Origin of the sequence: Pseudomonas sp. CFBP13528 (genome assembly GCF_005233615.1) — a bacterium.
In the GTDB taxonomy this organism is placed as follows: Bacteria; Pseudomonadota; Gammaproteobacteria; order Pseudomonadales; family Pseudomonadaceae; genus Aquipseudomonas; species Aquipseudomonas fluorescens_AM.
The window spans coordinates 599,408-625,353 of record NZ_QGAJ01000001.1; the positions used below are offsets into that span (position 1 = coordinate 599,408).

At 61.7% G+C, this 25,946-nt stretch carries 22 protein-coding genes; 13 read left to right on the forward strand and 9 right to left on the reverse strand.

Going from position 1 to position 25,946, the window contains the following annotated elements:
• Positions 1 to 219: 219 nt before the first annotated feature.
• From PspCFBP13528_RS02835 to PspCFBP13528_RS02850, 4 genes are all read right to left on the reverse strand, one after another.
• On the reverse strand, positions 220 to 711 hold the full coding sequence (locus PspCFBP13528_RS02835; RefSeq protein ID WP_065949488.1) for a thioesterase family protein: 492 nt from the start codon (positions 709 to 711) through the stop codon (positions 220 to 222).
• Between the two features lie 115 nt (positions 712 to 826).
• Entirely contained in the window at positions 827 to 1,792 is a 966-nt protein-coding gene (locus PspCFBP13528_RS02840) for an L-carnitine dehydrogenase (protein WP_101219862.1), read from the reverse strand.
• A 63-nt stretch (positions 1,793 to 1,855) separates the two neighbouring features.
• Positions 1,856 to 2,743, reverse strand: coding sequence for a 3-keto-5-aminohexanoate cleavage protein (locus PspCFBP13528_RS02845; RefSeq protein ID WP_065949490.1), 888 nt, complete (start codon positions 2,741 to 2,743; stop codon positions 1,856 to 1,858).
• 74 nt (positions 2,744 to 2,817) lie between these two features.
• Complete coding sequence (locus PspCFBP13528_RS02850) at positions 2,818 to 3,762, reverse strand: choline ABC transporter substrate-binding protein (protein WP_065949491.1); 945 nt, start codon at positions 3,760 to 3,762, stop codon at positions 2,818 to 2,820.
• Between the two features lie 193 nt (positions 3,763 to 3,955).
• Here PspCFBP13528_RS02850 and PspCFBP13528_RS02855 point away from each other — a divergent pair, with 193 nt between their 5' ends.
• On the forward strand, positions 3,956 to 4,900 hold the full coding sequence (locus PspCFBP13528_RS02855) for a GlxA family transcriptional regulator (RefSeq protein WP_065949525.1): 945 nt from the start codon (positions 3,956 to 3,958) through the stop codon (positions 4,898 to 4,900).
• Positions 4,901 to 5,090: 190 nt separating this feature from the next.
• On the opposite strand, the gene PspCFBP13528_RS02860 is transcribed toward PspCFBP13528_RS02855, so the two are convergent.
• Together PspCFBP13528_RS02860 and PspCFBP13528_RS02865 are read right to left on the reverse strand one after the other, a co-directional pair.
• Positions 5,091 to 5,507: a DUF3010 family protein gene (locus tag PspCFBP13528_RS02860; RefSeq protein ID WP_065949492.1), complete on the reverse strand. Its 417-nt coding sequence runs from the start codon at positions 5,505 to 5,507 to the stop codon at positions 5,091 to 5,093.
• Positions 5,508 to 5,547: 40 nt separating this feature from the next.
• Positions 5,548 to 5,949 carry a lysozyme inhibitor LprI family protein gene (locus tag PspCFBP13528_RS02865; protein ID WP_065885435.1) on the reverse strand — a complete coding sequence of 134 codons (402 nt, stop codon included), beginning with the start codon at positions 5,947 to 5,949 and terminating at the stop codon, positions 5,548 to 5,550.
• A gap of 219 nt (positions 5,950 to 6,168) precedes the next feature.
• On the opposite strand from PspCFBP13528_RS02865, the gene PspCFBP13528_RS02870 reads away from it, so the two are divergent.
• From PspCFBP13528_RS02870 to PspCFBP13528_RS02895, 6 genes are all read left to right on the forward strand, one after another.
• Complete coding sequence (locus tag PspCFBP13528_RS02870; RefSeq protein ID WP_010207105.1) at positions 6,169 to 7,146, forward strand: dipeptidase; 978 nt, start codon at positions 6,169 to 6,171, stop codon at positions 7,144 to 7,146.
• Positions 7,147 to 7,198: 52 nt separating this feature from the next.
• Positions 7,199 to 7,729 (forward strand): DUF5943 domain-containing protein, encoded by a 531-nt coding sequence (locus tag PspCFBP13528_RS02875; RefSeq protein WP_137199603.1) that lies wholly within the window; start codon positions 7,199 to 7,201, stop codon positions 7,727 to 7,729.
• A 15-nt stretch (positions 7,730 to 7,744) separates the two neighbouring features.
• Positions 7,745 to 9,805: a dimethylglycine demethylation protein DgcA gene (gene dgcA, locus PspCFBP13528_RS02880; protein WP_137199604.1), complete on the forward strand. Its 2,061-nt coding sequence runs from the start codon at positions 7,745 to 7,747 to the stop codon at positions 9,803 to 9,805.
• A gap of 157 nt (positions 9,806 to 9,962) precedes the next feature.
• Positions 9,963 to 11,906, forward strand: coding sequence for a dimethylglycine demethylation protein DgcB (dgcB, locus tag PspCFBP13528_RS02885; RefSeq protein WP_137199605.1), 1,944 nt, complete (start codon positions 9,963 to 9,965; stop codon positions 11,904 to 11,906).
• Complete coding sequence (locus PspCFBP13528_RS02890) at positions 11,906 to 13,126, forward strand: electron transfer flavoprotein subunit alpha/FixB family protein (protein ID WP_137199606.1); 1,221 nt, start codon at positions 11,906 to 11,908, stop codon at positions 13,124 to 13,126. The genes dgcB and PspCFBP13528_RS02890 overlap by 1 nt, the downstream gene beginning before the upstream one ends.
• A 10-nt stretch (positions 13,127 to 13,136) precedes the next feature.
• The gene (locus PspCFBP13528_RS02895; RefSeq protein WP_137199607.1) at positions 13,137 to 13,907 is read left to right on the forward strand and encodes an electron transfer flavoprotein subunit beta; all 771 of its coding nucleotides are present in this window, start codon (positions 13,137 to 13,139) and stop codon (positions 13,905 to 13,907) included.
• Positions 13,908 to 14,745: 838 nt separating this feature from the next.
• On the opposite strand, the gene gbcA is transcribed toward PspCFBP13528_RS02895, so the two are convergent.
• Positions 14,746 to 16,041 (reverse strand): glycine-betaine demethylase subunit GbcA, encoded by a 1,296-nt coding sequence (gbcA, locus tag PspCFBP13528_RS02900; RefSeq protein WP_065949497.1) that lies wholly within the window; start codon positions 16,039 to 16,041, stop codon positions 14,746 to 14,748.
• A 282-nt stretch (positions 16,042 to 16,323) separates the two neighbouring features.
• On the opposite strand from gbcA, the gene gbcB reads away from it, so the two are divergent.
• The gene (gene gbcB, locus PspCFBP13528_RS02910; protein ID WP_065949498.1) at positions 16,324 to 17,424 is read left to right on the forward strand and encodes a glycine-betaine demethylase subunit GbcB; all 1,101 of its coding nucleotides are present in this window, start codon (positions 16,324 to 16,326) and stop codon (positions 17,422 to 17,424) included.
• A 96-nt stretch (positions 17,425 to 17,520) separates the two neighbouring features.
• On the opposite strand, the gene PspCFBP13528_RS02915 is transcribed toward gbcB, so the two are convergent.
• Together PspCFBP13528_RS02915 and PspCFBP13528_RS02920 are read right to left on the reverse strand one after the other, a co-directional pair.
• Positions 17,521 to 17,724: a hypothetical protein gene (locus PspCFBP13528_RS02915; protein ID WP_137199608.1), complete on the reverse strand. Its 204-nt coding sequence runs from the start codon at positions 17,722 to 17,724 to the stop codon at positions 17,521 to 17,523.
• 187 nt (positions 17,725 to 17,911) lie between these two features.
• Positions 17,912 to 18,952, reverse strand: a complete 1,041-nt coding sequence (locus PspCFBP13528_RS02920; RefSeq protein WP_065929441.1) for a low specificity L-threonine aldolase — start codon at positions 18,950 to 18,952, stop codon at positions 17,912 to 17,914.
• Positions 18,953 to 19,042: 90 nt separating this feature from the next.
• On the opposite strand from PspCFBP13528_RS02920, the gene PspCFBP13528_RS02925 reads away from it, so the two are divergent.
• The 5 genes from PspCFBP13528_RS02925 (at position 19,043) to PspCFBP13528_RS02945 (ending at position 25,881) form a co-directional block, all read left to right on the forward strand.
• Positions 19,043 to 19,771: a TraX family protein gene (locus tag PspCFBP13528_RS02925; RefSeq protein ID WP_065949500.1), complete on the forward strand. Its 729-nt coding sequence runs from the start codon at positions 19,043 to 19,045 to the stop codon at positions 19,769 to 19,771.
• A 251-nt stretch (positions 19,772 to 20,022) separates the two neighbouring features.
• Positions 20,023 to 21,276: a serine hydroxymethyltransferase gene (glyA, locus tag PspCFBP13528_RS02930; protein ID WP_137199609.1), complete on the forward strand. Its 1,254-nt coding sequence runs from the start codon at positions 20,023 to 20,025 to the stop codon at positions 21,274 to 21,276.
• Positions 21,277 to 21,298: 22 nt separating this feature from the next.
• On the forward strand, positions 21,299 to 22,549 hold the full coding sequence (locus tag PspCFBP13528_RS02935; RefSeq protein ID WP_010207084.1) for a sarcosine oxidase subunit beta: 1,251 nt from the start codon (positions 21,299 to 21,301) through the stop codon (positions 22,547 to 22,549).
• A 15-nt stretch (positions 22,550 to 22,564) separates the two neighbouring features.
• The gene (locus tag PspCFBP13528_RS02940; protein ID WP_065885450.1) at positions 22,565 to 22,867 is read left to right on the forward strand and encodes a sarcosine oxidase subunit delta; all 303 of its coding nucleotides are present in this window, start codon (positions 22,565 to 22,567) and stop codon (positions 22,865 to 22,867) included.
• Positions 22,864 to 25,881, forward strand: a complete 3,018-nt coding sequence (locus tag PspCFBP13528_RS02945; RefSeq protein WP_137199610.1) for a sarcosine oxidase subunit alpha — start codon at positions 22,864 to 22,866, stop codon at positions 25,879 to 25,881. The genes PspCFBP13528_RS02940 and PspCFBP13528_RS02945 overlap by 4 nt, the downstream gene beginning before the upstream one ends.
• Positions 25,882 to 25,946: the final 65 nt, after the last annotated feature.

Consider the following 25,946-nt stretch of genomic DNA (forward strand, 5'->3'; position numbering starts at 1 on the left):
TTTCCTGGTGTAGGGAACGGTGATTGAGCTGGATTCTGGTAGGCCCCCGGCCGGTGGGCAAGCGCAGAATCGAGCAATGGCTCGGATGGCTATGAACAGGTCGTTTTCGGGTCACTCGGCCGTGCAAGTAATAGGCACACTGGCGCCAGGCACGCAGCTTGACGGTTTGGTCACCCTCGGGATGCACGGCTCACACAAGGCACCTCTGCCCCGATCCAGTCACGGCTGGATCGGGGCTTTTTTTGCTGGCAGACCGATGACCCGGCCGAGCAGGGCGGGCCGTGGCAGCTCGGCCTGTGCAGCGCTGATTGCGGTGAGCTTGTGCAGCGTGGCCTCAGTGAACGGCGTTGCCTGCGGACCGGCCAGGTCGACATGCAGCAGCATCTGTTCGTTGCCGGCCAGCTCCTTTTCATCACCCAGCAGATGCAGGCTGTGATAGAGGTGCAGGCGCTTGGCATCAAAGGCGATCAGTTGGGTGCGAACCTCGACCTCGGCCCCCAGCTTCACCTCGTGCAGGTAGTTCAAATGCAGCTCCAGCGTGAACAGCGAGTGGCCGCTGGCTTCGCGGTTGTCGCTATCGAGACCCAGTTTGTCCATCAGCGCATCGGTGGCGTAGCTGAAGATCAGCAAATAGAACGCATCGCGCAGGTGGCCGTTGTAGTCCACCCAGTCGGGCTGGATTCTAGTTGTGTAGGTTTTTAATGCGGGCATGGGGCAGTACTCGGTAAAGAATGTGGGAGGGGGCTTGCCCCCGATGGCGGTTCGTCAGTGGCAGATGGGCTGGCTGACCCACCGCTATCGGGGGCAAGCCCCCTCCCACATTTTGTTATTCGGCGAAGGTCATGCCGTGCCTGGCCTTGGTGGTTTTCACCGCCTCCAGCACCGCCAGCAGGCAATCATCACGATAGCGCTCCAGCGCCGAAATGCTGTGGCTACCCAGTTGGTTGCTTGTGCCGGCCACCACATCGTCAATCAACGTGTCGGTCAATTCGGGCGCTGGAAGATACGTCCACGGCAACTGCAATGCCGGACCGAACTGCGCCATGAAGTGGCGCATGCCCGCGTCGCCTCCCGCCAGTGTGTAGGTGAGGAAGGTGCCCATGAACGACCAGCGCAGGCCGGCGCCAAAACGAATCGCATCGTCGATTTCACCCGTGGTCGCCACGCCATCGTTGACCAGATGCAGCGCCTCGCGCCACAGCGCTTCCAGGAGTCGGTCAGCGATAAACCCAGGCACTTCCTTGCGCACGTGCAGTGGGCGCATGCCGAGGGATTCATACACCTTGATCGCGGCCTGGATCGCCTCGGGCGCGGTGCGCTTGCCGCCCACCACTTCCACCAGGGGCAGCAGGTACACCGGGTTGAACGGGTGGCCGACCACGCAGCGCTCGGGGTGGGTCGAGCTTGCATAGAATTCGCTTGGCAACAGCCCTGACGTACTCGACCCAATCAACGCATCCGGCTTGGCTGCTGCGCTGATCTGGCTGTGCAATTGCAGTTTCAACGCCAGGCGTTCAGGGGCACTTTCCTGGATGAAGTCAGCGTCTTTCACGCACTCTTCGATGGTGGCGACAAAGCGCAGGCGGTCCTGGGAAGCGCCCGGGGCCAGGCCTTGTTTCTCCAGGGCGCTCCAGGCATTGGCGACGCGTTTGCGCAACGCCGCTTCGGCACCGGGCGCCGGGTCCCAGGCCACGACATCCAGGCCGTGGGCGAGGGCGCGGGATACCCAGCCGCTGCCGATAACACCGCTGCCCAGGGCGGCGAAGGTTTTGATTTCCGTGATAAAGCGCATGGGTGCATTCCTAAAGAGTTTGGTGATCCCCTGTGGGAGGGGGCAAGCCCCCTCCCACATTGTTTATCCGCGCTTGGTCAGGCCCATCTTGATACGGCCCTCGGCCGGGGTCATGACCCGTGCGCCCAGGCGGCTGAGGATTTCGCTGGCGCGTTCAACCAGTTGGCCATTGGTGGCGAGCACGCCCTTGTCCAGCCACAGGTTGTCTTCCAGGCCGACCCGCACGTTGCCGCCCAGCAACACCGCCTGGGCGGCCATCGGCATCTGCATGCGGCCAATGCCGAAGCCGGCCCATACCGCGTCGGCGGGCAGGTTGTCGACCATGGCTTTCATGGTGGTGGTGTCGGCCGGCGCGCCCCACGGGATGCCCAGGCACAGCTGAAACAGTGGGTCGTCGAGCAAACCTTCCTTGATCATCTGCTTGGCGAACCACAGGTGGCCGGTGTCGAAAATTTCCAGCTCGGCCTTCACGCCCAGTTCTTGGATACGCTTGGCGCCCGCCCGCAGTTGCGCGGGGGTGGACACGTAAATGGTGTCGCCATCGCCAAAATTCAGCGTGCCGCAGTCCAGCGTGCAGATTTCCGGCAGCAATGCTTCGACATGCGCCAGGCGGGTCAGCGGGCCGACCAGGTCGGTGTTGGGGCCGAACTCCATAGGGGTCTCGCCGCCACCGATCTCCAGGTCGCCGCCCATGCCGGCGGTGAGGTTGACGATGATGTCGATGTCGGCCTCGCGAATGCGCTCCATCACTTCACGGTACAGCGCCACGTCGCGGCTGAACGTGCCGGTATGCGGGTCACGCACATGGCAGTGCACCACGGTCGCGCCGGCCTTGGCGGCTTCCACGGCGGCGGCCGCGATTTGTTTGGGAGTGACCGGCACATGCGGGCTTCTGGCGGTCGTGTCGCCAGCACCGGTGAGTGCGCAGGTGATGATGACGTCATGGTTCATGGGGCAGGTTCCTTACAGGCGTGGGGGTGCCATTCGCAGCCGGTCGGGGCCGCGAAGCGGTGTTCTGGAAAAGGTTATTGACGGGTCAGTTGAAGGTTGGCCGCAGCCGGCTTGCCATCGAAAGTGGTCACGCCGTCCAGCCAACGCGCCTGGTCTTGCGGGTGATCCTTGAGCCACTGCCTGGCCGACTCGATAGGGTCTTTGTGATCCAGCAAAGGCTGCATCATCCGGCTCTCGTCGGCGGCGGTGAAGGTCAGGTTGGTCAGCAGTGTGTGCACGTTGGGGCATTGCTCTGCGTAGGCCGGCGCGGTGACTGTCCACACAGTGGCCATGCCTTCGTTCGGGCCCAGGGCGTCGTCGCTGCCGGTGAGGTAAGTCATGGCGACGTTGACGTTCATCGGGTGCGGCGCCCAGCCGAAGAACACCACGGCTTCCTTGCGGCGTACTGCACGGTCGACGGCAGAGAGCATGGCCGCTTCACTGGATTCAACCAGTTGGAATTTGCCCAGGCCGAACTGGTTCTTGGCGATCATCGCCTTGATCTGGGTATTGGCGCCCGAGCCCGGCTCGATGCCATAGATCTTGCCGCCCAGCTCTTTTTCGAACCGGGCGATATCGGCAAAGGTCTTCAGGCCCTTGTCCGCCAGGTAAGTCGGTACGGCGAGAGTGGCGCGGGCGTCTTCCAGGCTGGGTTTATCGAGCACCTTGACTTGCTTGGCGTCGACGAACGGCGTGATGGTCTGGGTCATCAGCGGGTTCCAGTAGCCCAGGAACAGATCCAGGCGCTGGTCGCGGATGCCGGCAAAGATAATCTGTTGGGAAGCGCTGGTCTGTTTGGTCTTGTAGCCAAGGCCGTCGAGCAGCACCTGGGCCATGGCACTGGTGGCGATCACGTCGGTCCAGTTCACCACGCCCAGGCGTACGTTCTGACATGAAGCGGCATCCGCTGCCATGGCGTGGGTGCTCAAAAGGGCGCTGGCGCTGAATGCGAGCACGCAACGGCTGATCAGTCGGTTCATGGTGGAGCCCTCGGCAGGTCGTTATTGTGGGGTCCGGCGTCTTTGTGCGCCGTGCAGCCAAGTTACGTCCCTTGGGCAGCGCCGAAACGCACAGCGGCGACCGGCTCTTGCACTGCAGCGACCTGCGCGCTTGAATCCGCCCTTGAACGGGAGTATCACAGTGCCACGCTGGTCGTCCCACGAGAGCGTCATCATGTCCCAGGATTTTTATTTTTTGCTGATGCCGGGGTTCTCGGCCATTGGCTTTATCTCTGCCCTTGAGCCGTTGCGCGTGGCCAATCGCTTTCGTGGCGAGTTGTACCGCTGGCACATATTGAGCGCCGACGGCGGTGCAGTGCTGGCGAGCAACGGCATGTCGGTCAACGCCGATGCCGCGCTGGAGCCGCTGAAAAAAGGCGCGACCTTATTGGTGGTGGCCGGCTTCGAGCCGCTGCAGTTCGCCACGCCTGCGCTGGAACACTGGCTACGCCGTCTTGACCACGAAGGCGTAACCCTCGGCGCGATCGACACCGGCGCCTGCGTGCTGGCCGAAGCGGGCCTGCTCGACGGCCATCGTCTGACCTTGCACTGGGAAGCCATCGATGCGTTCAAGGAATCGTATCCGCAGCTGAGCGTCACCCAGGAGCTGTTCGAGATCGACCGCCGCCGCATCACCTGCGCCGGCGGCACCGCCTCCATCGACCTGATGCTCGACCTGATCGCCCAGGCCTATGGCCCTGAGTTGGCGATCCAGGTCTCTGAACAATTCGTGCTGGGCCGCATCCGCCCGCGCAAAGACCACCAGCGCATGCAGATCGCCACGCGCTACGGCATCACCAACAAGAAACTGGTGCAGGTGATCGGCGAGATGGAGCAGCACACCGAGCCGCCCCTAAGCACCCTGGCCTTGGCCGAGGCGATCAAGGTCACCCGGCGCCAACTGGAGCGGCTGTTTCGCCTGCACCTGAACGACACACCGAGCAACTTCTACCTGGGCCTGCGCCTGGAAAAAGCCCGAAAACTGCTGCGCCAGAGCGACATGAGCGTGCTGGAGGTGAGCATAGCCTGCGGGTTTGAGTCGCCGTCGTATTTCACTCGCAGCTATCGGGCAAGGTTTGCCAAATGTCCGAGGGAGGATCGGCGACGGGAGGTGGTTTGATCGTTTTTTAGTCAATTATAGGCGCGACTATAATTTATAGTCGTTTCTATAATTAGGTATAAAAGCGGCCGGCACCGCGGATCAATGTGGGAGGGGGCTTGCCCCCGATAGCGGTGGGTCAGCAGCACATAAGTGACTGACCCACCGCCATCGGGTGCAAGCCCCCTCCCACAGTAGATTTTGGTGTGGCTTATTTTTTCAGCAGGGCCGAACACGCCGCCTTGTAAGCTTCATGCTGATACTTGTTCAGCGTGGCAGGCAGGTCAACGTTGTGCTTTTTGTTCTGCGCATTGATGGTTTGCGGTGACAGCAGAGTCACTTCAACCCCGTCCAGCAATTGAAACACCCCTTCAATCTTGAACGTCGTCGGGCCTCCGGCGAATTCGCCTTTCTTGCTGCGCTTCTTGATCGCGATACGGGTGATGGCGTTTGCCTGCACGAACGCCTTCACCTGCGCGGCGAAGGCTTTGACGTTGGCGGCCTCATCATCGTCTTCAAGGGCGATTTTCTTGGTGGTCAGGGCGACGTGGGTCAGCGCCTGGTTATCCAGCGAAGCGACGGCAATGATGGCTTCGCTGCCTTTGATTTCAATGCCGCAGATAGTCATGAAGAGCCTATGTTCAGAAGAAAAGTGGCGCGATTGTCGCTTATTCCTGCCCAATCGACTCCAAAAACTCCGACCGCTCATCACTCATCCGCGCCAGGCAGTCGTTGTGCGCAATCGCGTATGCCTTGGTGCCGGTCACCGCCGGGAAGGTATCCACCGCGCAATCGGCGTCGCGCAGTTTTTCCCATTTTTGCTGGGCGTCCTTCAGACGGGCGGTAATGTCCGCCAGTTTGGTCTTGTCGCTGCCGTAGGTCGAACCCATGCGTTCCAGCAGCCCCTGATAGTTGTCCTTGAGCAATTGCTCGGCGGTGGTTTTGTTGTAGGTGGCGCATTCCAGGGTTTGCTGGTCGTTCTCGATGCCGTCACACGGCGTGCTGTCGGTGTCTTCGGCCGCGTGGACGCCGGTTGCGATGAGTGCCAAAGCCAGGAAAATCGATTTCATTGCGCCGTCTCATATCAGGTGATGCGGGAATTCTGGCTCAAGCGTAAGACAAAGAACAGCCGCCAGTCAGACCACTCTTAACAGCCTTTGTCGTGGATTGACGCTTTCGGCAATTCCCCTGTCGTTTTTGCACCCGGCTCCGTCGGTCCCTGGGCATATGCTGGCCCCAAAGCGCCGGCAGACGATTCGGCGCATGAATCGCCAATAAGGGGACGCCTGATGAGCCCAGCCGAGTTGCACGCCGACAGCATCGTTATCGACGGTCTGATTATTGCCAAGTGGAACCGCGACCTGTTCGAAGACATGCGCAAAGGTGGCCTGACCGCCGCCAACTGCACGGTGTCGGTGTGGGAAGGCTTCCAGGCCACGATCAATAACATCGTTGCCAGCCAGACCCTGATCCGCGAGAACAGCGACCTGGTGATCCCGGTGAAAACCACCGCCGATATTCGCAAGGCCAAGGAGCAGGGCAAGACCGGCATCATCTTCGGTTTCCAGAATGCCCACGCGTTCGAAGACCAGCTCGGCTACGTCGAGATCTTCAAGCAGCTCGGCGTCGGGGTGGTGCAGATGTGCTACAACACCCAGAACCTGGTCGGTACCGGCTGCTACGAGCGTGACGGCGGCCTGTCGGGGTTCGGGCGCGAAATCGTCGCCGAGATGAACCGTGTCGGCATCATGTGCGACCTGTCCCACGTCGGTTCCAAGACCAGCGAAGAAGTCATCCTCGAATCGAAAAAGCCGGTGTGCTATTCCCACTGCCTGCCATCGGGCCTCAAAGAGCACCCGCGCAACAAGTCTGATGAAGAACTCAAGTTCATCGCCGACCATGGCGGTTTTGTCGGCGTGACCATGTTCGCGCCGTTCCTGGCCAAGGGCATTGATTCGACCATCGACGACTACGCCGAAGCCATCGAATACACCATGAACATCGTCGGCGAAGACGCCATCGGCATCGGCACCGACTTCACCCAGGGCCATGGCCAGGATTTCTTTGAAATGCTGACCCATGACAAGGGCTACGCCCGCCGCCTGACCAGCTTCGGCAAGATCATCAACCCGCTGGGCATCCGCACCGTGGGCGAGTTTCCCAACCTGACCGAGACCCTGCTCAAGCGTGGCCACCCCGAGCGCGTGGTACGCAAGATCATGGGCGAGAACTGGGTCAACGTCTTGAAGGACGTCTGGGGCGAATAAGCCAGGCACCTATCGGCAACACCACAACGAATTTTTCTGGAGTTAAGTTTCCATGGACAAGATCGCCCCGCAATTACCTATCGAAGTCGACAGCGAAACCGGTGTCTGGACCTCCGACGCCCTGCCCATGCTGTACGTGCCGCGCCATTTCTTCGTCAACAACCACATGGGCATCGAGGAAGTACTGGGCGCCGACGCCTACGCCGAAATCCTCTACAAGGCCGGCTACAAATCCGCCTGGCACTGGTGTGAAAAAGAAGCCGAATGCCACGGCCTGGAAGGCGTCGCGGTGTTCGAGCATTACATGAAGCGCCTGTCGCAACGCGGCTGGGGCCTGTTCAAGATCCAGGACATTGACCTGGACACAGGCACCGCCAGCGTCAAGCTTGAGCACTCGGCGTTTGTCTACGTGTACGGCAAGGTCGGGCGCAAGGTCGACTACATGTTCACCGGCTGGTTTGCCGGCGCCATGGACCAGATTCTGCAGGCGCGTGGCAGCCAGATTCGCACTGTTGCAGAGCAAGTCTACGGAGGCTCCGAAGAGGGCCACGATGACGGCCTGTTCACCGTCAAGCCGTTGTAAGCCGAGGACCGTGCCATGGCTTTCGAAGCAATGTTTGCGCCGATCCAGATCGGCAAACTGACCATCCGCAACCGCGTGCTCAGTACCGCCCACGCCGAGGTGTATGCCACCGACGGCGGCATGACCACCGACCGCTATGTGAAGTACTACGAAGAGAAAGCCAAGGGCGGTATCGGCCTGGCGATCTGCGGCGGCTCGTCGGTGGTGGCCATCGACAGCCCCCAGGAATGGTGGAGTTCGGTGAACCTGTCCACCGACCGCATCATCCCGCATTTTCAGAACCTGGCCGACGCCATGCACAAGCATGGCGCCAAGATCATGATCCAGATTACCCACATGGGCCGTCGCTCGCGTTGGGACGGCTTCAACTGGCCGACCCTGATGTCGCCGTCCGGCGTACGTGAACCGGTGCACCGCGCCACCTGCAAGACCATCGAGCCGGAAGAAATCTGGCGCGTGATCGGCAACTACGCCAGCGCCGCCAAGCGCGCCAAGGCCGGCGGCCTTGACGGTGTGGAACTGTCCGCCGTGCACCAGCACATGATCGACCAGTTCTGGAGCCCGCGGGTCAACAAGCGCACCGACGAATGGGGCGGCAGTTTCGAGGGCCGCATGAAGTTCGGCCTGGAAGTGCTCAAGGCCGTACGTGCCGAAGTGGGTGACGACTTCTGTGTGGGCATGCGCCTGTGCGGTGACGAGTTCCACCCGGACGGCTTGTCCCACGAAGACATGAAGCAGATCGCCAAGTATTACGATGACACCGGCATGCTCGATTTCATCGGCGTGGTGGGCTCGGGTTGCGACACGCACAACACCCTGGCCAACGTGATCCCCAACATGAGTTATCCACCGGAGCCGTTCCTGCACCTGGCCGCCGGTATCAAGGAAGTGGTCAAGGTCCCGGTGCTGCACGCGCAGAACATCAAGGACCCGAACCAGGCCACGCGCATCCTCGAAGGCGGCTATGTGGACATGGTCGGCATGACCCGTGCCCATATCGCCGACCCGCACCTGATCGCCAAGATCAAGATGGGCCAGATCGACCAGATCAAACAGTGCGTCGGCGCCAACTACTGCATCGACCGCCAGTACCAGGGCCTGGATGTGCTGTGTATCCAGAACGCCGCGACCTCCCGTGAATACATGGGCGTGCCGCATATCATCGAGAAGTCCACCGGGCCCAGGCGCAAAGTGGTCGTGGTGGGGGCAGGACCTGCCGGTATGGAGGCTGCACGTGTCGCCGCCGAACGTGGCCACGACGTAACCCTGTTGGAGAAGAAAGAGTTTATCGGCGGGCAGATCACCACTGCATCGAAAGCGCCGCAACGTGACCAGATTGCCGGTATTACGCGCTGGTTCCAGTTGGAACTGGCGCGCTTGAAAGTCGACCTGCGCCTGGGCGTGGCGGCCGATGCCGAAACCATCCTGGACCTGCGCCCGGACGTGGTGGTGCTGGCCGTCGGTGGGCATCCGTTCATCGAGCAGAACGAACACTGGGGCGCTGCCGAAGGGTTGGTGGTGAGCAGTTGGGATGTGCTCGACGGCAAAGTCGCACCGGGCAAGAACGTGCTGGTGTACGACACCATCTGCGAATTCACCGGCATGTCGGTGGCGGATTTCCTGGCGGACAAAGGTGGCCAGGTCGAGATCGTCACCGACGATATCAAGCCAGGCGTGGCCATCGGCGGTACGTCGTTCCCGACTTACTACCGCAGCATGTACCCCAAGGAAGTGATCATGACCGGCGACATGATGCTGGAAAAGGTCTACCGCGAAGGCGACAAGCTGGTGGCGGTGCTGGAGAACGAATACACCGGGGCCAAGGAGGAACGGGTGGTGGACCAGGTGGTGGTGGAGAACGGCGTGCGTCCGGACGAAGCCCTTTACTACGGGCTCAAGGAAGGTTCGCGCAACAAGGGCCAGATCGACGTCGAAGCGCTGTTCGCGATCAAGCCGCAGCCGTGCCTGAGCGAAGCGGGTGAGGGTTACTTGCTGTTTCGCATCGGTGACTGTGTGGCCCAGCGTAATACCCACGCCGCCATCTATGACGCCCTGCGCCTGTGCAAAGACTTTTGATGAGGTGAACTCGGTCAAATGTGGGAGGGGGCTTGCCCCCGATAGCGGTGGTTCAGCTACAGCTGTATCAACTGACACTCCGCCATCGGGAGCAAGCCCCCTCCCACATTCAAGGCCAGTTTCACAGTAGGCCTGTGTGGTCTTTGGGAGCTTCACCATGTTGAACACCTTGCTGCCTATTCTCCTGTTTGCCGCTTTGGGGCTCGCCGTGCTTGGCGCTTTGCGCCGGGCGAACATGTGGCGCCGTGGGCGCGCCTCCAAAGTCGACCTGCTTGGCGGCCTCTTGGCGATGCCCAAGCGCTACATGGTCGATTTGCACCACGTGGTCGCCCGCGACAAATACATCGCCAACACCCATGTCGCTACCGCATTGGGCTTTGTGCTGTCGGCGCTGCTGGCGATTCTGGTGCATGGTTTCGGCCTGCAAAACCGTATCCTCGGCTACGCCTTGCTGCTGGCCTCGACCTTGATGTTTGTAGGCGCCATCTTCATGTACCTGCGCCGCCGCAACCCACCCGCACGCCTGTCCAAAGGCCCGTGGATGCGCCTGCCGAAAAGCCTGATGGCGTTCTCGGTGAGCTTTTTCCTGGTGACCCTGCCGGTGGCCGGCATTCTGCCCGCCGATTTTGGCGGATGGCTGCTGGCCGCGTTGTTGAGCGTGGGCGTGCTGTGGGGCGTGTCCGAAATGTTCTTCGGCATGACCTGGGGCGGCCCGATGAAACACGCTTTCGCCGGTGCCCTGCACCTGGCCTGGCACCGCCGCGCCGAGCGCTTCGGGGGCGGCCGCTCCACCGGTTTGAAACCGCTGGATCTGAGCGACAAGACCGCGCCACTGGGCGTGGAAAAACCCAAGGATTTTACCTGGAACCAATTGCTCGGTTTCGACGCCTGCGTGCAGTGCGGCAAGTGCGAAGCGGCGTGCCCGGCGTTCGCGGCCGGCCAGCCGTTGAATCCGAAAAAACTCATCCAGGACATGGTGGTCGGCCTGGCCGGCGGCACCGATGCCAAGTTCGCCGGCAGCCCGTATCCAGGCAAACCGATTGGTGAACACGCCGGCAACCCGCACCAGCCGATCGTCAACGGCCTGGTGGACGCCGAGACGTTGTGGTCGTGCACCACCTGCCGCGCCTGCGTGGAAGAGTGCCCGATGATGATCGAGCACGTCGACGCCATCGTCGACATGCGTCGCCATCTCACCCTGGAAAAGGGTGCCACGCCGAACAAGGGCGCCGAAGTCCTGGAAAACCTGATCGCCACCGACAACCCCGGCGGCTTCGCTCCGGGCGGTCGCCTGAACTGGGCGGCGGACCTGAACCTGCCGCTGCTCAGCGACAAGGGCAACTGCGAGGTGCTGTTCTGGGTCGGTGACGGTGCCTTCGACATGCGTAACCAACGCACCCTGCGTGCGTTCGTCAAGGTGCTCAAAGCGGCAGGTGTGGACTTCGCGGTACTCGGTCTTGAAGAGCGCGACAGCGGCGACGTGGCGCGGCGCCTGGGCGATGAAGCGACGTTCCAACTGTTGGCCTCGCGCAACATCCAGACGTTGGCCAGGTACAGCTTCAAACGCATCGTCACCTGCGACCCGCACAGTTTTCACGTGCTGAAAAACGAGTACGGCGCCTTCAACGGCAACTATCTCGTGCAGCACCACAGCACCTTCATGGCCGAGTTGATCGGCGACGGCGCGCTGAACCTGGGCCAGCACAAAGGCACCAGCGTGACCTACCACGACCCGTGCTACCTGGGCCGCTACAACGGTGAATACGAGGCACCGCGCCAAGTGCTGCGTGCGCTGGGCATCGAGGTCAAGGAGATGCAACGCTCGGGCTTTCGATCGCGCTGCTGCGGCGGCGGCGGCGGAGCACCGATCACTGACATCCCCGGCAAGCAGCGTATCCCGGATATGCGCATGGACGATATCCGCGAAACCGGCGCCGAACTGGTGGCCGTGGGTTGCCCGCAGTGCACCGCAATGCTCGAGGGTGTGGTCGAACCGCGCCCGCTGATCAAGGACATCGCCGAGCTGGTGGCCGACGCGTTGCTTGAAGACGCCGCGCCGGCCAAAGCTCCCCCCAAACGTGAACCTGCGGAGGTGCATTGATGAGCGACATTATCCGCCGCGACCCACGGGCCGAATGGATCGCCCGTAATCGCCTGCACCCGCTGCACGCGGCGATGCAGCCGGTGCAACAGAGTTGGATGGGGCCCAACGGCGTCATCCGCAAGAATGTGCACGGTGTGGGTTTTATCGGCCCCAACGGCATCAAGCGCATCGACCGCAGCGGCGCGCAACAGGGCGGTGCGGCCAAGCGTACGGCGGCGGTCGAGGTGCAGTTGCCGCTGCACCAGGTCCCGGCCCCGGCGTTCTACATCAATGTGGTGCCGGATATGGTCGGCGGCCGCCTGAGCAGCCACGACCGCGATGTGCTCGGCCTGGCGCGGCAACTGGCCGGCAGCGACGGCGCGGTACTGGCGGTGGTGTTTGGTGAACACAAGGAAAGTGCGTTTGCGACAGCGGGCGTAGACCGCCTGCTGGTGCTGGAAGGCCACGAATTCGACGGTTATTCACCGGAACAACGCGTCCAGGGCCTGCGGGCTGTGGATAACCAATTCAACCCGCGTCACTGGTTGCTGCCCGACAGCCGCAGCGGTGGCGGTGAACTGGGCCGACGTTTTGCCGCCAGTCTCAAGGAACGTCCGGCCACGCGGGTGTGGCAGATCAAGGGCGAGTCGTGTATCGGTCGCGCCGGCGCGGGCCAGGAAGATCTGGCGCGGCCGCTGCCACGCCTGATTCTCGCCGCCGCCGAATGCGCCGACCCGGTCAGCGAGACGCGCCATGAAGTGTTGCCCGTGGAGTTATCCACAAGCCTGGCGCGCAGCCTGCCGCGTATCGAAGACCTCGGCGCGGTGGCAGTGGACCCGGCGGCGATTCCGATGGCCGAAGCCGAATTCATTTTCTCCGGCGGTAACGGCGTGAAGGATTGGGCGTTGTTCCACCAGACCGCTGCCGCCCTGGGCGCCACCGAAGGCGCTTCACGGGTCGCGGTGGACGATGGCTTCATGGCGCGTGATCGCCAGGTCGGCGCCAGCGGCACCTGGGTCACGGCGCGGGTATACGTGGCCGTGGGCATTTCCGGGGCGATCCAGCACCTGCAAGGCATCGGTGCCTGCGACAAGGTGGTGGCGATCAACCTCGATCCCGGCTGCGACATGATCAAGCGTGCCGACCTGTCGGTGATCGGCGAAAGCGCCGCGATTCTGCACGCCTTGATCGCTGCGGTCGAGGCCTACCGCAACGGCGCCAAGCGCGATGCAGCCTAGGGACATGACCATGACAACCAATGTAATCAGCCTGGTATCCATCGGCGCCCATCCCACTTCCGGGCGCCCGCGCCGTGCCGAACAGGATGCGCGTGCCGTCGAGCTGGGCCTGCAGATGGCTGGGGATAAGTTGCAGGTGCTGCACGCCGGCGACATCAGCGAGCCGACCCTGCGCAGCTACCTGGGTATGGGCTTGGCGCAACTGCATGTGCTGGAGCAGCCGGCCGGCGCCGATGCGTTGCCGGTGTTGAGTGACTATCTGCGCGAAGCCGGCGCCCAGGTGGTGCTCACCGGCAGCCAGGCGGAAACCGGTGAGGGCTCGGGCATGCTGCCGTTCCTGTTGGCGGAGCAACTGGGCTGGCCGCTGATTGTGGGGCTGGCTCAGGTTGAGTCCATCGAGGCCGGCGTGGCCCATGTGCTGCAGGCGTTGCCACGCGGCCAGCGACGGCGCTTGAAGGTCCGCTTGCCGTTTCTGGCGACGGTGGATAACGCTGCGCCCAAGCCACGCCAGAGTGCGTACGGCCCGGCGCAACGTGGCGAGCTTGCCGCCCACGACGTCGAGATTGAACAGGATGAGTTATTCACAGGCGCGCTGCTGCAACCGGCCAAGCCTCGGCCCAAGCGTCTCAAGGTGATCAAGGCCAAGAGCGGCGCTGATCGTATGAAGGCTGCGACGGCCAAGGCCAGCGGGGGCGGTGGGCAAGTGCTCAAGGGCGTAAGTCCTGAAGAGGGCGCGCAAGCCATACTCAAATTGCTCATAGAAGAAGGCGTCGTACGCTGATCCCCTGGTGGGAGGGGGTTTGCCCCCGATTGCAGTGTGCCAGTCAGTACATCTGGTACTGATACACAGCGATCGGGAGCAAACCCCCTCCCACAGAGTTATGGCGTTTACCCACAATCGCTGTTGATCTGCCTGTGGATAACCTGTTCGCGGTTGTCTGTACCCCCTGTATATCAAGCCCTGCAGCCCACTGTACGAAAAATAACCAACCTAACTTGTGGTTTTTATTCGGTTTTTTCCTGGGCTGACGCCTGGACTTGCCCCCAAAGTCTGTTGGCGCTTCTGTGGATAAGATGTTCGCTGTCGGCTGAGAGCCTTATAAATAAAGGCTTTGCTCGATACGATCAAAATATGATCAATTATCGCGTATACGCCGCTGAATACCCCTGTATGCCCCGAGATATGCAGCCTTGAGGTGGTTTTCCACAGCGCGGGCAAAGTTGCCCCCAAAGTCTGTTGGTGCTTCTGTGGATAAGGTGTTCGCGTACCGCTACAGGTCACGTATTCTGGGGCTTTCAGTGGGTTGATCAAAAAACGATCAGGCGCTTGTCAGATGCATGATTCTGAATAAGTCACGGATTTTCTTGATTTAATTTTGGTGGTAGCCGGCAGTTGCCCACAATTGCTGTGGGTGGCTCTGTGGATAAGTTGTTGGGTAAAGGCTGGAGCGGCCAGCCGCTGGGGGCTTGACTATTGTTGCTCAAATTTTGAACAGCTCAGATTCTTAATATGGGAGGGGGCTTGCCCCCGATAGCGGTGCATCAGCCAATAAAGTTGCTGGCTGAACCACTGCAATCGGGGGCAAGCCCACTCCCACATTTGATCCACGGTGTGTCAGTTACTCGTGCGCAGCCACGCCCTTGAGGTAAGGCGCTGGCGCCGCGCCGAGGTTGTTGAGCATGCGCTCGCTGTACCAATCCACAAAATTCACCACACCGAATTCATAGGTCTTGGAGTACGGCCCCGGCTGGTAAGCGGTGGAGTTGATGCCGCGCTGATTCTCTTCGGCCAGGCGCCGGTCCTGGTCGTTGGTGGCGTCCCATACCTGGCGCATGCGCTCCACGTCGTAGTCCACGCCTTCCACCGCGTCCTTGTGCACGATCCACTTGGTGGTAACCATGGTTTCCTGTGCGCTGATCGGCCACACGGTGAACACGATGATGTGGTCGCCCATGCAGTGGTTCCACGAGTGGGGCAGGTGCAGGATACGCATCGAGCCCAGATCGGGGTTTTTGATCCGGCCCATCAACTTGGCGCAGCCCTGCTTGCCGTCCAGGGTCATCGACACGGTGCCCTTGAGCAGCGGCATGCGCACGATGCGGTTACGCAGGCCAAAGCTGGCGTGGGCGTAAGGGATCTTCTCGGCATCCCAGGCGGCCGCGGAGGCGGCTACATGATCCTTGAACGCCTGGTCGGCACGCGGGTCGGTGACGTCATCCCATTCCAGCAGGGTTTTCAGCAGTTCCGGGTGCGACGCGTTGCAGTGGTAGCACTCGCGGTTGTTTTCCAGCACCAGCTTCCAGTTGGCTTTCTCGAACAAGGTGGTCTGGATCGCCACCTTGGTGTTCTCCATGTCGTAGGGTTCCATGTAATGGCTCAGGGTCGACAGGAAGTCATCGATGGCCGGCGGGTTCTCGGCCAGGCTGATGAAGATATAGCCGCCGGCGGTTTTCACGTTCACCGGTTTCAGGCCGTACTGCTTCATGTCGAAGTCGGCGCCCATCTCGGTGCCGGCGAACAACAGGCGGCCGTCCAGCTCGTAGGTCCACTGGTGGTAGTGGCACACGAGCTTGGCAACCTTGCCCTTGTCGCTGGTGCACAAGCGCGAACCACGGTGACGGCACACGTTGTGAAACGCATGCACCACACCGTCGGCGCCACGGATCACGATGATCGGGTTCTTGCCCACCTGCAGGGTCAGGTAGTTGCCCTTGGTGGGGATTTCGCAGGTCATGCCGGCGATCAGCCACTCTTTCTGGAAGATTTCCTGCATGTCGATATCGAACAGCCGCTCATCAGAGTAAAACGGCTGCGGCAGCGAAAAGGTGCGCTCGCGCTCTTGCAGCATGTGCGCGGTGGCCTTGCGTGCGGGTTCCAGCGGATCGCCCAAGCTTAAGGTTGCGGTGACGTCCATCGTGTATGTCCTCATGGCCATTCGGTGTGGCCGGCGAATAGTGGCTGATCAGGTGTGCAGCAAGGCGTAAAGAACGCGTCTTTGTTGGGAGCGAGTGTGGGCCCGGCGTTGGGTCGAACCTTATCCATGGGCGACATGGCCCAATCTGATCCCGACGCGCAAGCCCCTGTCGTTGGGGGCTGGTCGCGGTAAGTATGTGAATGTCGCAGATAGGTAAATGGGCGATTCGCGCGTTACGCAGAATCGCCACCATAAGGCCGAGCCTCGGCGGTGGAGAACAGTATGTCCAACAGCTTCCTGAACCCGGTAACCACCCAGACCTGGGCCAATGGTCGGCACATCGTCCGTTGCGTCAAAGTCATCCAGGAAACCTGGGACGTGCGCACCTTCTGCTTCATGGCCGACCAGCCGATCCTGTTCTTTTTCAAACCGGGGCAGTTCGTCACCCTGGAGCTGGAGATCGAAGGCCAGCCGATCATGCGTTCGTACACCATTTCCAGCTCGCCGTCGGTGCCGTACAGCTTCTCGGTGACCATCAAGCGCGTGCCGGGCGGCCGCGTTTCCAACTGGTTGCACGATACGCTGCATGAAGGCCAGGAACTGGCGGTGCACGGGCCGGTCGGGCTGTTCAATGCAATCGACTTCCCGAGCCCCAAAGTGCTGTATCTGAGCGGCGGCGTCGGCATCACGCCGGTGATGTCCATGGCGCGCTGGTTCTACGACACCAACGCCAATGTCGACATGACATTCGTGCACAGCGCCCGTTCACCCAAAGACATCATCTACCACCGCGAGCTGGAACACATGGCGTCGCGGATCGACAACTTCAGCCTGCACCTGATCTGCGAGAAGCACGGGTTGGGTGAGCCGTGGGCAGGTTATCGCGGTTACTTGAACCACAAGATGCTCGAACTGATGGTGCCGGATTTCCTTGAGCGCGAAGTGTTCTGCTGCGGGCCTACGCCCTACATGAGCGCGGTGAAGCGCCTGCTGGAAGCCGCCGGTTTTGACATGGCCCGCTACCACGAAGAATCCTTCGGTGCCACGCCGCCCGAAGCCCGTGCCGATGCGGTGGAGCAAGCCGAACAAGCTGCCGACGCACCGGAAATTGATCTGGCGGATCTGCACCAAGTGGAGTTCATTGCGTCGGGCAAGAGCATTCGCGTAGCACCGGGCGAAACCGTACATGCGGCGGCGGCCAAGCTCGGCCTGTTGATCCCGAAAGCCTGCGGCATGGGGATTTGCGGCACGTGCAAGGTGATGAAGCTGGGCGGCGAGGTCGAGATGGAGCACAACGGCGGGATCACCGAAGAGGATGAAGCCGAGGGTTATATCCTGTCGTGCTGCAGTGTGCCGAAGGGTGATGTGCGCATCGAGTTCTGACAGCCGCTCATTAACGCCTGCCAGGACGCTCCGCGTCCCGCTTGAGTGGTATGGCTGCATTCCCACGCGGAGCGTGGGAATGCTCGGTGTGAAGGGTTACTGGGCGTAGATATGTACTACGAAATGCTGGCCTGAGGCTGTCAGTTCATAGACTTTGTCGTAGACCCTCAGCGTCCTCGATGGCTCGCGGATGGTGTCGCCGACCTTTGCGTATTTCCTGAACTCATCCCAGTCGATAATGGTGGTGCTGACGGTGTTGTCACCTTGCACCAGGGTATTGACGTTGCTTTGATATTCCATGATTGAACTCTCCATTGGATTTGCAGCCGACTATTCGGCAGGCAATAAACCCGGAAGGTGGCAGGTATCGCTGCGTTTTCCTTCCAGGTTCCAAGAGGCTAGCCAATGAAATTGGAGTGCGCTGCTGTCAGAAATATCAAAAAACAGACTCGGCAATCGGCCAGCACGGACCTGTCTGATTTCTACTTCAAGCGTTCATCACTTCCCTGATGTCGGCCGCCAATTCTCTTACACGCTCTTCTTCGGTGTCCCACGCACACATGAAGCGTGCGCCGCCTTTGCCGATGAAGGTATAGAAGCGCCAGCCCTTGGCCGTCAGGGCTGCGATAGCGGGTTCCGAGAGCTGCAGGAACACGCCATTGGCCTGCACCGGGAACATCAGTTCCACGCCGGGAATGTCCGCCACCAGGCTGCTGAGCAACTGCGCGCAGTGGTTGGCGTGGCGTGCATGTTTGAGCCAGGCGTCGTTTTCGAGCAAGCCCACCCAGGGCGCGGACAGGAAACGCATCTTCGACGCGAGCTGGCCGGCCTGTTTGCAGCGGTAGTCGAAGTCTTCGGCCAGCTTATGGTTGAAAAACAGGATCGCTTCACCCACGGCCATGCCGTTCTTGGTGCCACCGAAGCACAGCACGTCCACCCCGGCCTTCCAGGTCAGGTCGGCCGGCGAGCAGCCCAGAAACGCACAGGCGTTGGAGAAGCGCGCGCCGTCCATATGCAGGTTCAGGCCCAGCTCCTTGCAGGTGACGCTGATGGCGCGGATTTCTTCCGGGGTGTAGACGCTGCCGACTTCGGTGGCCTGGGTGAGGGTGACTACGCGCGGTTTCGGGTAGTGAATGTCCTGGCGCTTGAGGGCGATTTCGCGGATCGACTCCGGCGTCAGCTTGCCGTTTTCGGTGCGCGCAGTCAGTAGCTTGGAGCCATTGGAGAAAAACTCAGGCGCGCCGCACTCATCGGTCTCGACGTGGGCGGTTTCCGAGCAAATCACGCTATGGTAGCTCTGGCACAGCGAAGACAGCGCCAGGGAGTTGGCGGCGGTACCGTTGAAGGCGAAGAACACTTCGCAGTCGGTTTCGAACAGATTGCGGAAACCGTCGGCGGCGCGGTGGGTCCACTCATCATCACCGTAGGCGCGTTGATGGCCCTGGTTGGCTTGTTCCATGGCGGCCCAGGCTTCCGGGCAGATGCCGGAATAGTTGTCGCTGGCGAATTGTTGGCTCTTGTCAGTCATGGCCCATTCCTGTGGTCGATGTTGGTGCGCACTTTAACCAAGATTGGGAGGGCGGCGCACGCACTGTAAATGCAAAGTCGGTGGGGAATTATGCACGGTACTGACACCTTGCCTGTCGGACGTTTCCGAGATGGCGCTTTGGACCTGCTCAAGTGGCTGGCGCTGCTGAGCATGGTGCTGGATCACCTGCGCTACGTGGGCTTGAGCCTCGATGGCCTGTATGTACCGGGGCGCCTGGCGTTCCCGTGGTTTTGCCTGGCGATTGCGGCGAATCTGCACCGGACTCGAAATACTCCAGTGACCGGCCAGTGGCGCTACCTGGCCTGGTTGCTGCTGTTCAGTGTGATCAGCGAAGTGCCGTATCGGATGTTCATCGAAGATGCCGATACCTTGAATGTATTGCCGACCCTGGCGCTGGGCCTGCTGGTTGCCCGAGGTTTGCGGCAGAAGGCGCTGGTTGATCGAGGATTGGCGCTGATCGCTGTCACAGTGGCGGCCGTATTTTCAACCCAGTTGATGTTCGGTTTATTTGGCGTATTGCTGCCGCTGGCGATGCTGCTGGTGTTTCGCCGGCCCTGGTATTTCAGCGTGCTGCCGGGTTTGGTCTGCGTCGCCGCCAATCAATGGCAGATTCTGCTCAATAGCGGCACGTTTGTGGCGTTGTCGGGGTTGGCTGCATGCCTGATTGCGCCGCTGGCAGGGTTGGTCTTATTGCGACACGCCAGAAACGTCTCGCCACCGGCCATGCGCCGTTGGGCATATGCCCTCTATCCAATGCACTTCCTTGTGCTGCTGCTCGTGCGCAAGATCATCGCCTGACCCCTGTGGGAGGGGCTTGCCCCCGATGGCTGAGTGTCAGCCTCTGCATAGGCAAGCTGACCCACCGCTATCGGGAGCAAGCTCCCTCCCACACAAGCCCTATTCCACATTTGTTCTGCGTCGCTGGAGGAATGTCGTAAACGCACCTTTGCGTGGCGTGCGCAGGCATTTGGCCCGCACGCGCCAGCCCTACCATCGCATCAAAGGGCCCTGCGAGGGCCTCAACAATACGAAAGGCTGGGAGAGACGCGATGTTCAGCAAACAAGACCAGATCCAGGGATATGACGACGCACTGCTGGCGGCGATGAATGCCGAGGAGCAGCGTCAGGAAGACCATATCGAGCTGATCGCGTCGGAGAACTACACCAGCAAACGCGTGATGCAAGCGCAAGGCAGCGGCCTCACCAACAAATACGCCGAAGGCTACCCGGGCAAGCGCTACTACGGTGGCTGCGAGCATGTGGACAAGGTCGAGGCCCTGGCCATCGAGCGCGCCAAGCAGCTGTTCGGCGCCGATTACGCCAACGTGCAGCCGCACTCCGGTTCGTCCGCCAACAGCGCGGTGTATCTGGCGCTGATCAATCCCGGCGACACGATCCTGGGCATGAGCCTGGCCCACGGCGGCCACCTGACCCACGGCGCCAAGGTGTCGTCCTCGGGCAAGCTGTACAACGCGGTGCAATACGGCATCAACACCGACACCGGCCTGATCGATTACGACGAAGTCGAACGCCTGGCCGTGGAGCACCAGCCGAAGATGGTGGTAGCCGGTTTCTCCGCCTACTCCAAGACCCTGGATTTCCCACGTTTCCGTGCGATTGCCGACAAGGTGGGCGCGCTGCTGTTCGTCGACATGGCCCACGTCGCCGGCCTGGTTGCCGCCGGCCTGTACCCGAACCCGCTGCCGTACGCCGATGTGGTCACCACCACCACGCACAAGACCCTGCGCGGTCCGCGTGGCGGCCTGATCCTGGCCAAGGCCAACGAAGCCATTGAAAAGAAACTCAACGCCGCCGTATTCCCCGGCGCCCAGGGCGGCCCGCTGATGCATGTGATCGCCGGCAAGGCGGTGTGCTTCAAGGAGGCGCTGGAGCCCGGCTTCAAGGCGTATCAGCAACAGGTGATCGATAACGCCCAGGCCATGGCCGAGGTGTTCATCAAGCGCGGCTACGACGTGGTCTCCGGTGGCACCGATAACCACCTGTTCCTGGTCAGCCTGATCCGTCAGGGCCTCACCGGTAAAGACGCGGACGCCGCCCTCGGTCGCGCCCACATCACCGTCAACAAGAACGCCGTGCCGAATGACCCGCAGTCGCCATTCGTGACCTCGGGCCTGCGCATCGGCACTCCGGCGGTGACCACCCGCGGTTTCAAGGTGGCGCAGTGCATCGAATTGGCGGGCTGGATCTGCGACATCCTCGACAACCTCGGCGACGCCGACGTCGAGGCCAACGTGGCCAAACACGTGTCTGCCCTGTGCGCTGATTTCCCGGTTTATCGCTGAGCGCGGTTTTGGAGTAATGACTATGCAACGCTACTCAGGCTTCGGCCTCTTCAAGCACTCCCTCAGCCATCACGAAAACTGGCAGAAGATGTGGCGCACGCCGACCCCGAAAAAGGTCTACGACGTGGTCATCGTCGGCGGCGGCGGGCATGGTCTGGCGACCGCCTACTACCTGGCCAAGGAGCACGGCATCACCAACGTGGCCGTGGTCGAAAAAGGCTGGCTGGGCGGCGGTAACACCGCGCGCAACACCACCATCGTGCGCTCCAACTACCTGTGGGACGAGTCGGCGCACCTGTACGAACACGCGATGAAACTCTGGGAAGGTTTGTCCCAGGACCTGAACTACAACGTGATGTTCTCCCAGCGCGGCGTCTACAACCTGTGCCACACCCTGCAGGACATCCGTGATTCCGAGCGTCGCGTCAGCGCCAACCGCCTCAATGGCGTGGACGGCGAACTGCTCAATGCCAAGCAGGTAGCGGACGAGATTCCGTACCTCGACTGCTCGAAAAACACCCGCTACCCGGTGCTCGGCGCCACTGTGCAACGTCGCGGCGGCGTGGCCCGTCACGATGCCGTGGCCTGGGGCTTTGCCCGCGCCGCCGACGCCCTTGGCGTGGACCTGATCCAGCAGACCGAAGTGATCGGCTTTCGCAAGGAAAACGGCGTGTGCATCGGCGTGGAAACCAACAAGGGCTTTATCGGCGCCAAGCGCGTCGGTGTGGTCACGGCCGGTAACTCCGGGCACATGGCCTCGCTGGCCGGTTTCCGCCTGCCGATCGAATCCCATCCACTGCAAGCACTGGTGTCGGAGCCGATCAAACCGATTATCGACAGCGTGATCATGTCCAACGCCGTGCACGGTTACATCAGCCAGTCCGACAAGGGCGACCTGGTGATCGGCGCCGGTATCGATGGCTACAACGGTTACGGCCAGCGCGGCTCGTACCCGGTGATCGAACACACCATCCAGGCCATCGTCGAGATGTTCCCGGTGCTCTCACGCGTGCGCATGAACCGCCAGTGGGGCGGCATCGTCGACACCACGCCGGACGCGTGCCCGATCATCTCCAAGACCCCGGTGCCGAACATGTTCTTCAACTGCGGGTGGGGCACCGGTGGCTTCAAGGCCACGCCGGGCTCGGGCAACGTGTTCGCCGCGAGCCTGGCCAAGGGTGAAATGCACCCATTGGCTGCGCCTTTCTCCATCGACCGTTTCCACAACGGTGCGCTGATCGACGAACACGGCGCCGCGGCCGTCGCCCACTAACAGGAGAACCACCTTATGTTGCATATCTTCTGTCCTCACTGTGGCGAACTGCGCTCCGAAGAGGAATTCCACGCGTCCGGCCAAGCGCACATCCCGCGCCCGCTGGACCCGAATGCCTGCACCGACGCCGAGTGGGGCGACTACATGTTCTTTCGCGACAACCCCCGTGGCCTGCATCACGAACTGTGGATTCACGCCGCCGGTTGCCGCCAGTATTTCAACGCGACCCGTGACACCGTGACCTACGAAATTCTTGAAACCTACAAGATCGGTGAGAAGCCTCAGTTCACCGCCAAGGCCTCTGGAGAGAAGGTATGAGCCAGATCAATCGCCTGTCCAACGGTGGCCGCATCGACCGCAATAAAGTCCTGACCTTCACGTTCAACGGCCAGAGCTACAAAGGCTTTGAAGGCGACACCCTGGCCGCCGCCCTGCTGGCCAACGGCGTCGACATCATCGGCCGCAGCTTCAAGTACTCGCGGCCTCGCGGCATCTTTGCTGCGGGCGCCGAAGAGCCGAACGCGGTGCTGCAGATCGGGGCCACCGAAGCCACCCAGATTCCCAACGTGCGCGCCACGCAACAGGCACTGTACCAGGGCTTGGTCGCCACCAGCACCAACGGCTGGCCGAGCGTCAACAACGACATGATGGGCATTCTTGGCAAGGTCGGCGGCAAGCTGATGCCGCCGGGTTTCTACTACAAAACCTTCATGTACCCGCAATCGTTCTGGATGACTTACGAGAAGTACATCCGCAAAGCGGCTGGCCTTGGCCGTTCGCCGACCGAGAACGACCCGGACACCTACGACAACTTCAACCGTCACTGCGACGTGCTGGTGGTCGGCGCAGGCCCTTCCGGTCTCGCCGCAGCACTGGCGGCTGCGCGCAGCGGTGCGCGGGTGATCATCGCCGATGAGCAGGAAGAGTTCGGCGGTTCGCTGCTCGATTCGCGTGAAAGCCTCGACGGCAAGCCGGCCACCGAATGGGTTGCCAGCGTCATCGCTGAACTCAAAGCCCTGCCGGACGTGGTGCTGCTGCCCCGCGCCACCGTCAACGGCTACCACGACCATAACTTCCTGACCATTCACGAGCGCCTCACCGACCACCTTGGCGACCGCGCACCGATTGGCGTGGTGCGCCAGCGCATCCACCGCGTGCGCGCCAAGCGTGTGGTGCTGGCGACCGGTGCTTGCGAGCGCCCGCTGGTGTACGGCAACAACGACGTGCCGGGCAACATGCTGGCCGGTGCGGTCTCTACCTACGTGCGTCGCTACGGCGTGGCACCGGGCAAGAAACTGGTGCTGTCGACCAACAACGACCACGCCTACCGGGTCGCGTTGGACTGGCTCGACGCCGGCCTGCAAGTGGTCGCCGTCGCCGATGTACGCCATAACCCACGCGGTGCCCTGGTTGAAGAAGCCCGCGCCAAAGGCATTCGTATCCTCACCGGCAGCGCCGTGGTCGAAGCCCGGGGCACCAAGCGCGTGAGTGCTGCGCGTGTGGCTGCGATCGATGTCAAAGCCCACAAAGTCACCAGCCCCGGCGAGTGGCTGGACTGCGACCTGGTGGCCAGCTCCGGCGGCTACAGCCCGGTGGTGCACCTGGCTTCGCACCTGGGCGGCAAGCCGACCTGGCGTGAAGACATCCTCGGTTTTGTGCCAGGCGAAGCCCCGCAGAAACGCGTGTGCGTCGGCGGTATCAATGGCGTCTACGGCCTTGGGGATTCCCTCGCCGATGGGTTCGAAGGTGGCGTGCGCGCTGCCAGCGAAGCGGGTTTTGCCCCGGTTGAAGGGGTGTTGCCCAAAGCCCTGAGCCGTCTGGAAGAACCAACCCTGGCGCTGTTCCAGGTGCCCCACGAAAAAGCCACCGCGCGGGCGCCGAAGCAATTTGTCGACCTGCAGAACGACGTCACCGCTGCCGCCATCGAACTGGCGACCCGCGAAGGTTTCGAGTCGGTGGAGCACGTCAAGCGCTACACCGCGCTGGGCTTCGGCACCGACCAGGGCAAGCTGGGTAACGTCAACGGTTTGGCCATTGCGGCGCGCTCGCTGAACGTGACCATCCCGCAGATGGGCACCACCATGTTCCGCCCCAACTACACGCCGGTGACTTTCGGTGCGATAGCGGGGCGTCACTGTGGGCACATTTTCGAACCGGTGCGCTACACCGCGCTGCAAGCCTGGCACGTAAAGAGCGGCGCCGAGTTTGAAGATGTCGGCCAGTGGAAACGCCCTTGGTATTTCCCACGCAACGGTGAAGACCTGCACGCGGCGGTCAAACGTGAATGCCTGGCGGTGCGCGACAGCGTCGGCCTGCTCGATGCCTCGACCCTCGGCAAGATCGACATCCAGGGTCCGGATGCCCGTGAGTTTCTCAACCGCATCTACAGCAACGCCTGGACCAAGCTTGACGTGGGCAAGGCGCGCTACGGCCTGATGTGCAAGGAAGACGGCATGGTCTTCGATGACGGCGTCACCGCCTGTCTGGCCGACAACCATTTCCTGATGACCACCACCACCGGCGGCGCCGCCCGCGTGCTGCAGTGGCTGGAAATCTATCAGCAGACCGAATGGCCGGACCTCAAGGTGTATTTCACCTCGGTCACCGACCACTGGGCGACCATGACCCTGTCCGGCCCCAACAGCCGCAAGCTGCTCAGTGAGGTCACCGACATCGACCTGGACAAGGACGGCTTCCCGTTCATGACCTGGAAGGAAGGCCTGGTCGGCGGCGTACCGGCGCGGGTGTTCCGTATCTCGTTTACCGGTGAGCTGTCGTATGAAGTCAACGTGCAGGCCGACTACGCCATGGGCGTGCTGGAAAAGATCGTCGAGGCCGGCAAAAAGTACAACCTGACCCCGTACGGCACCGAAACCATGCACGTCCTGCGCGCCGAAAAGGGCTTCATCATTGTCGGCCAGGATACCGACGGCTCGATGACCCCGGACGACCTGAACATGGGTTGGTGCGTGGGCCGTACCAAACCGTTCTCGTGGATCGGCTGGCGTGGGATGAACCGTGAAGATTGCGTGCGTGAAGAGCGTAAGCAGCTGGTCGGGCTCAAACCGATTGATCCGACCGTATGGCTGCCGGAAGGCGCGCAACTGGTGTTCGATCCGAAGCAGACGATTCCGATGAAAATGGTCGGCCACGTGACCTCAAGCTATGCACACAACTCCCTGGGTTATTCGTTTGCCATGGGCGTGGTGAAAGGCGGCTTGAAGCGCATCGGCGAGCGGGTGTTTTCGCCGCAGGCCGATGGCAGTGTGATCGAGGCGGAGATTGTCTCTTCGGTGTTCTTTGACCCTAAGGGTGATCGGCAGAACATCTGATAGACCGCGGCGCGCCCATCGGGGGCAAGCCCCCTCCCACAGGGGAATGCATTCCAAGTGTGGGA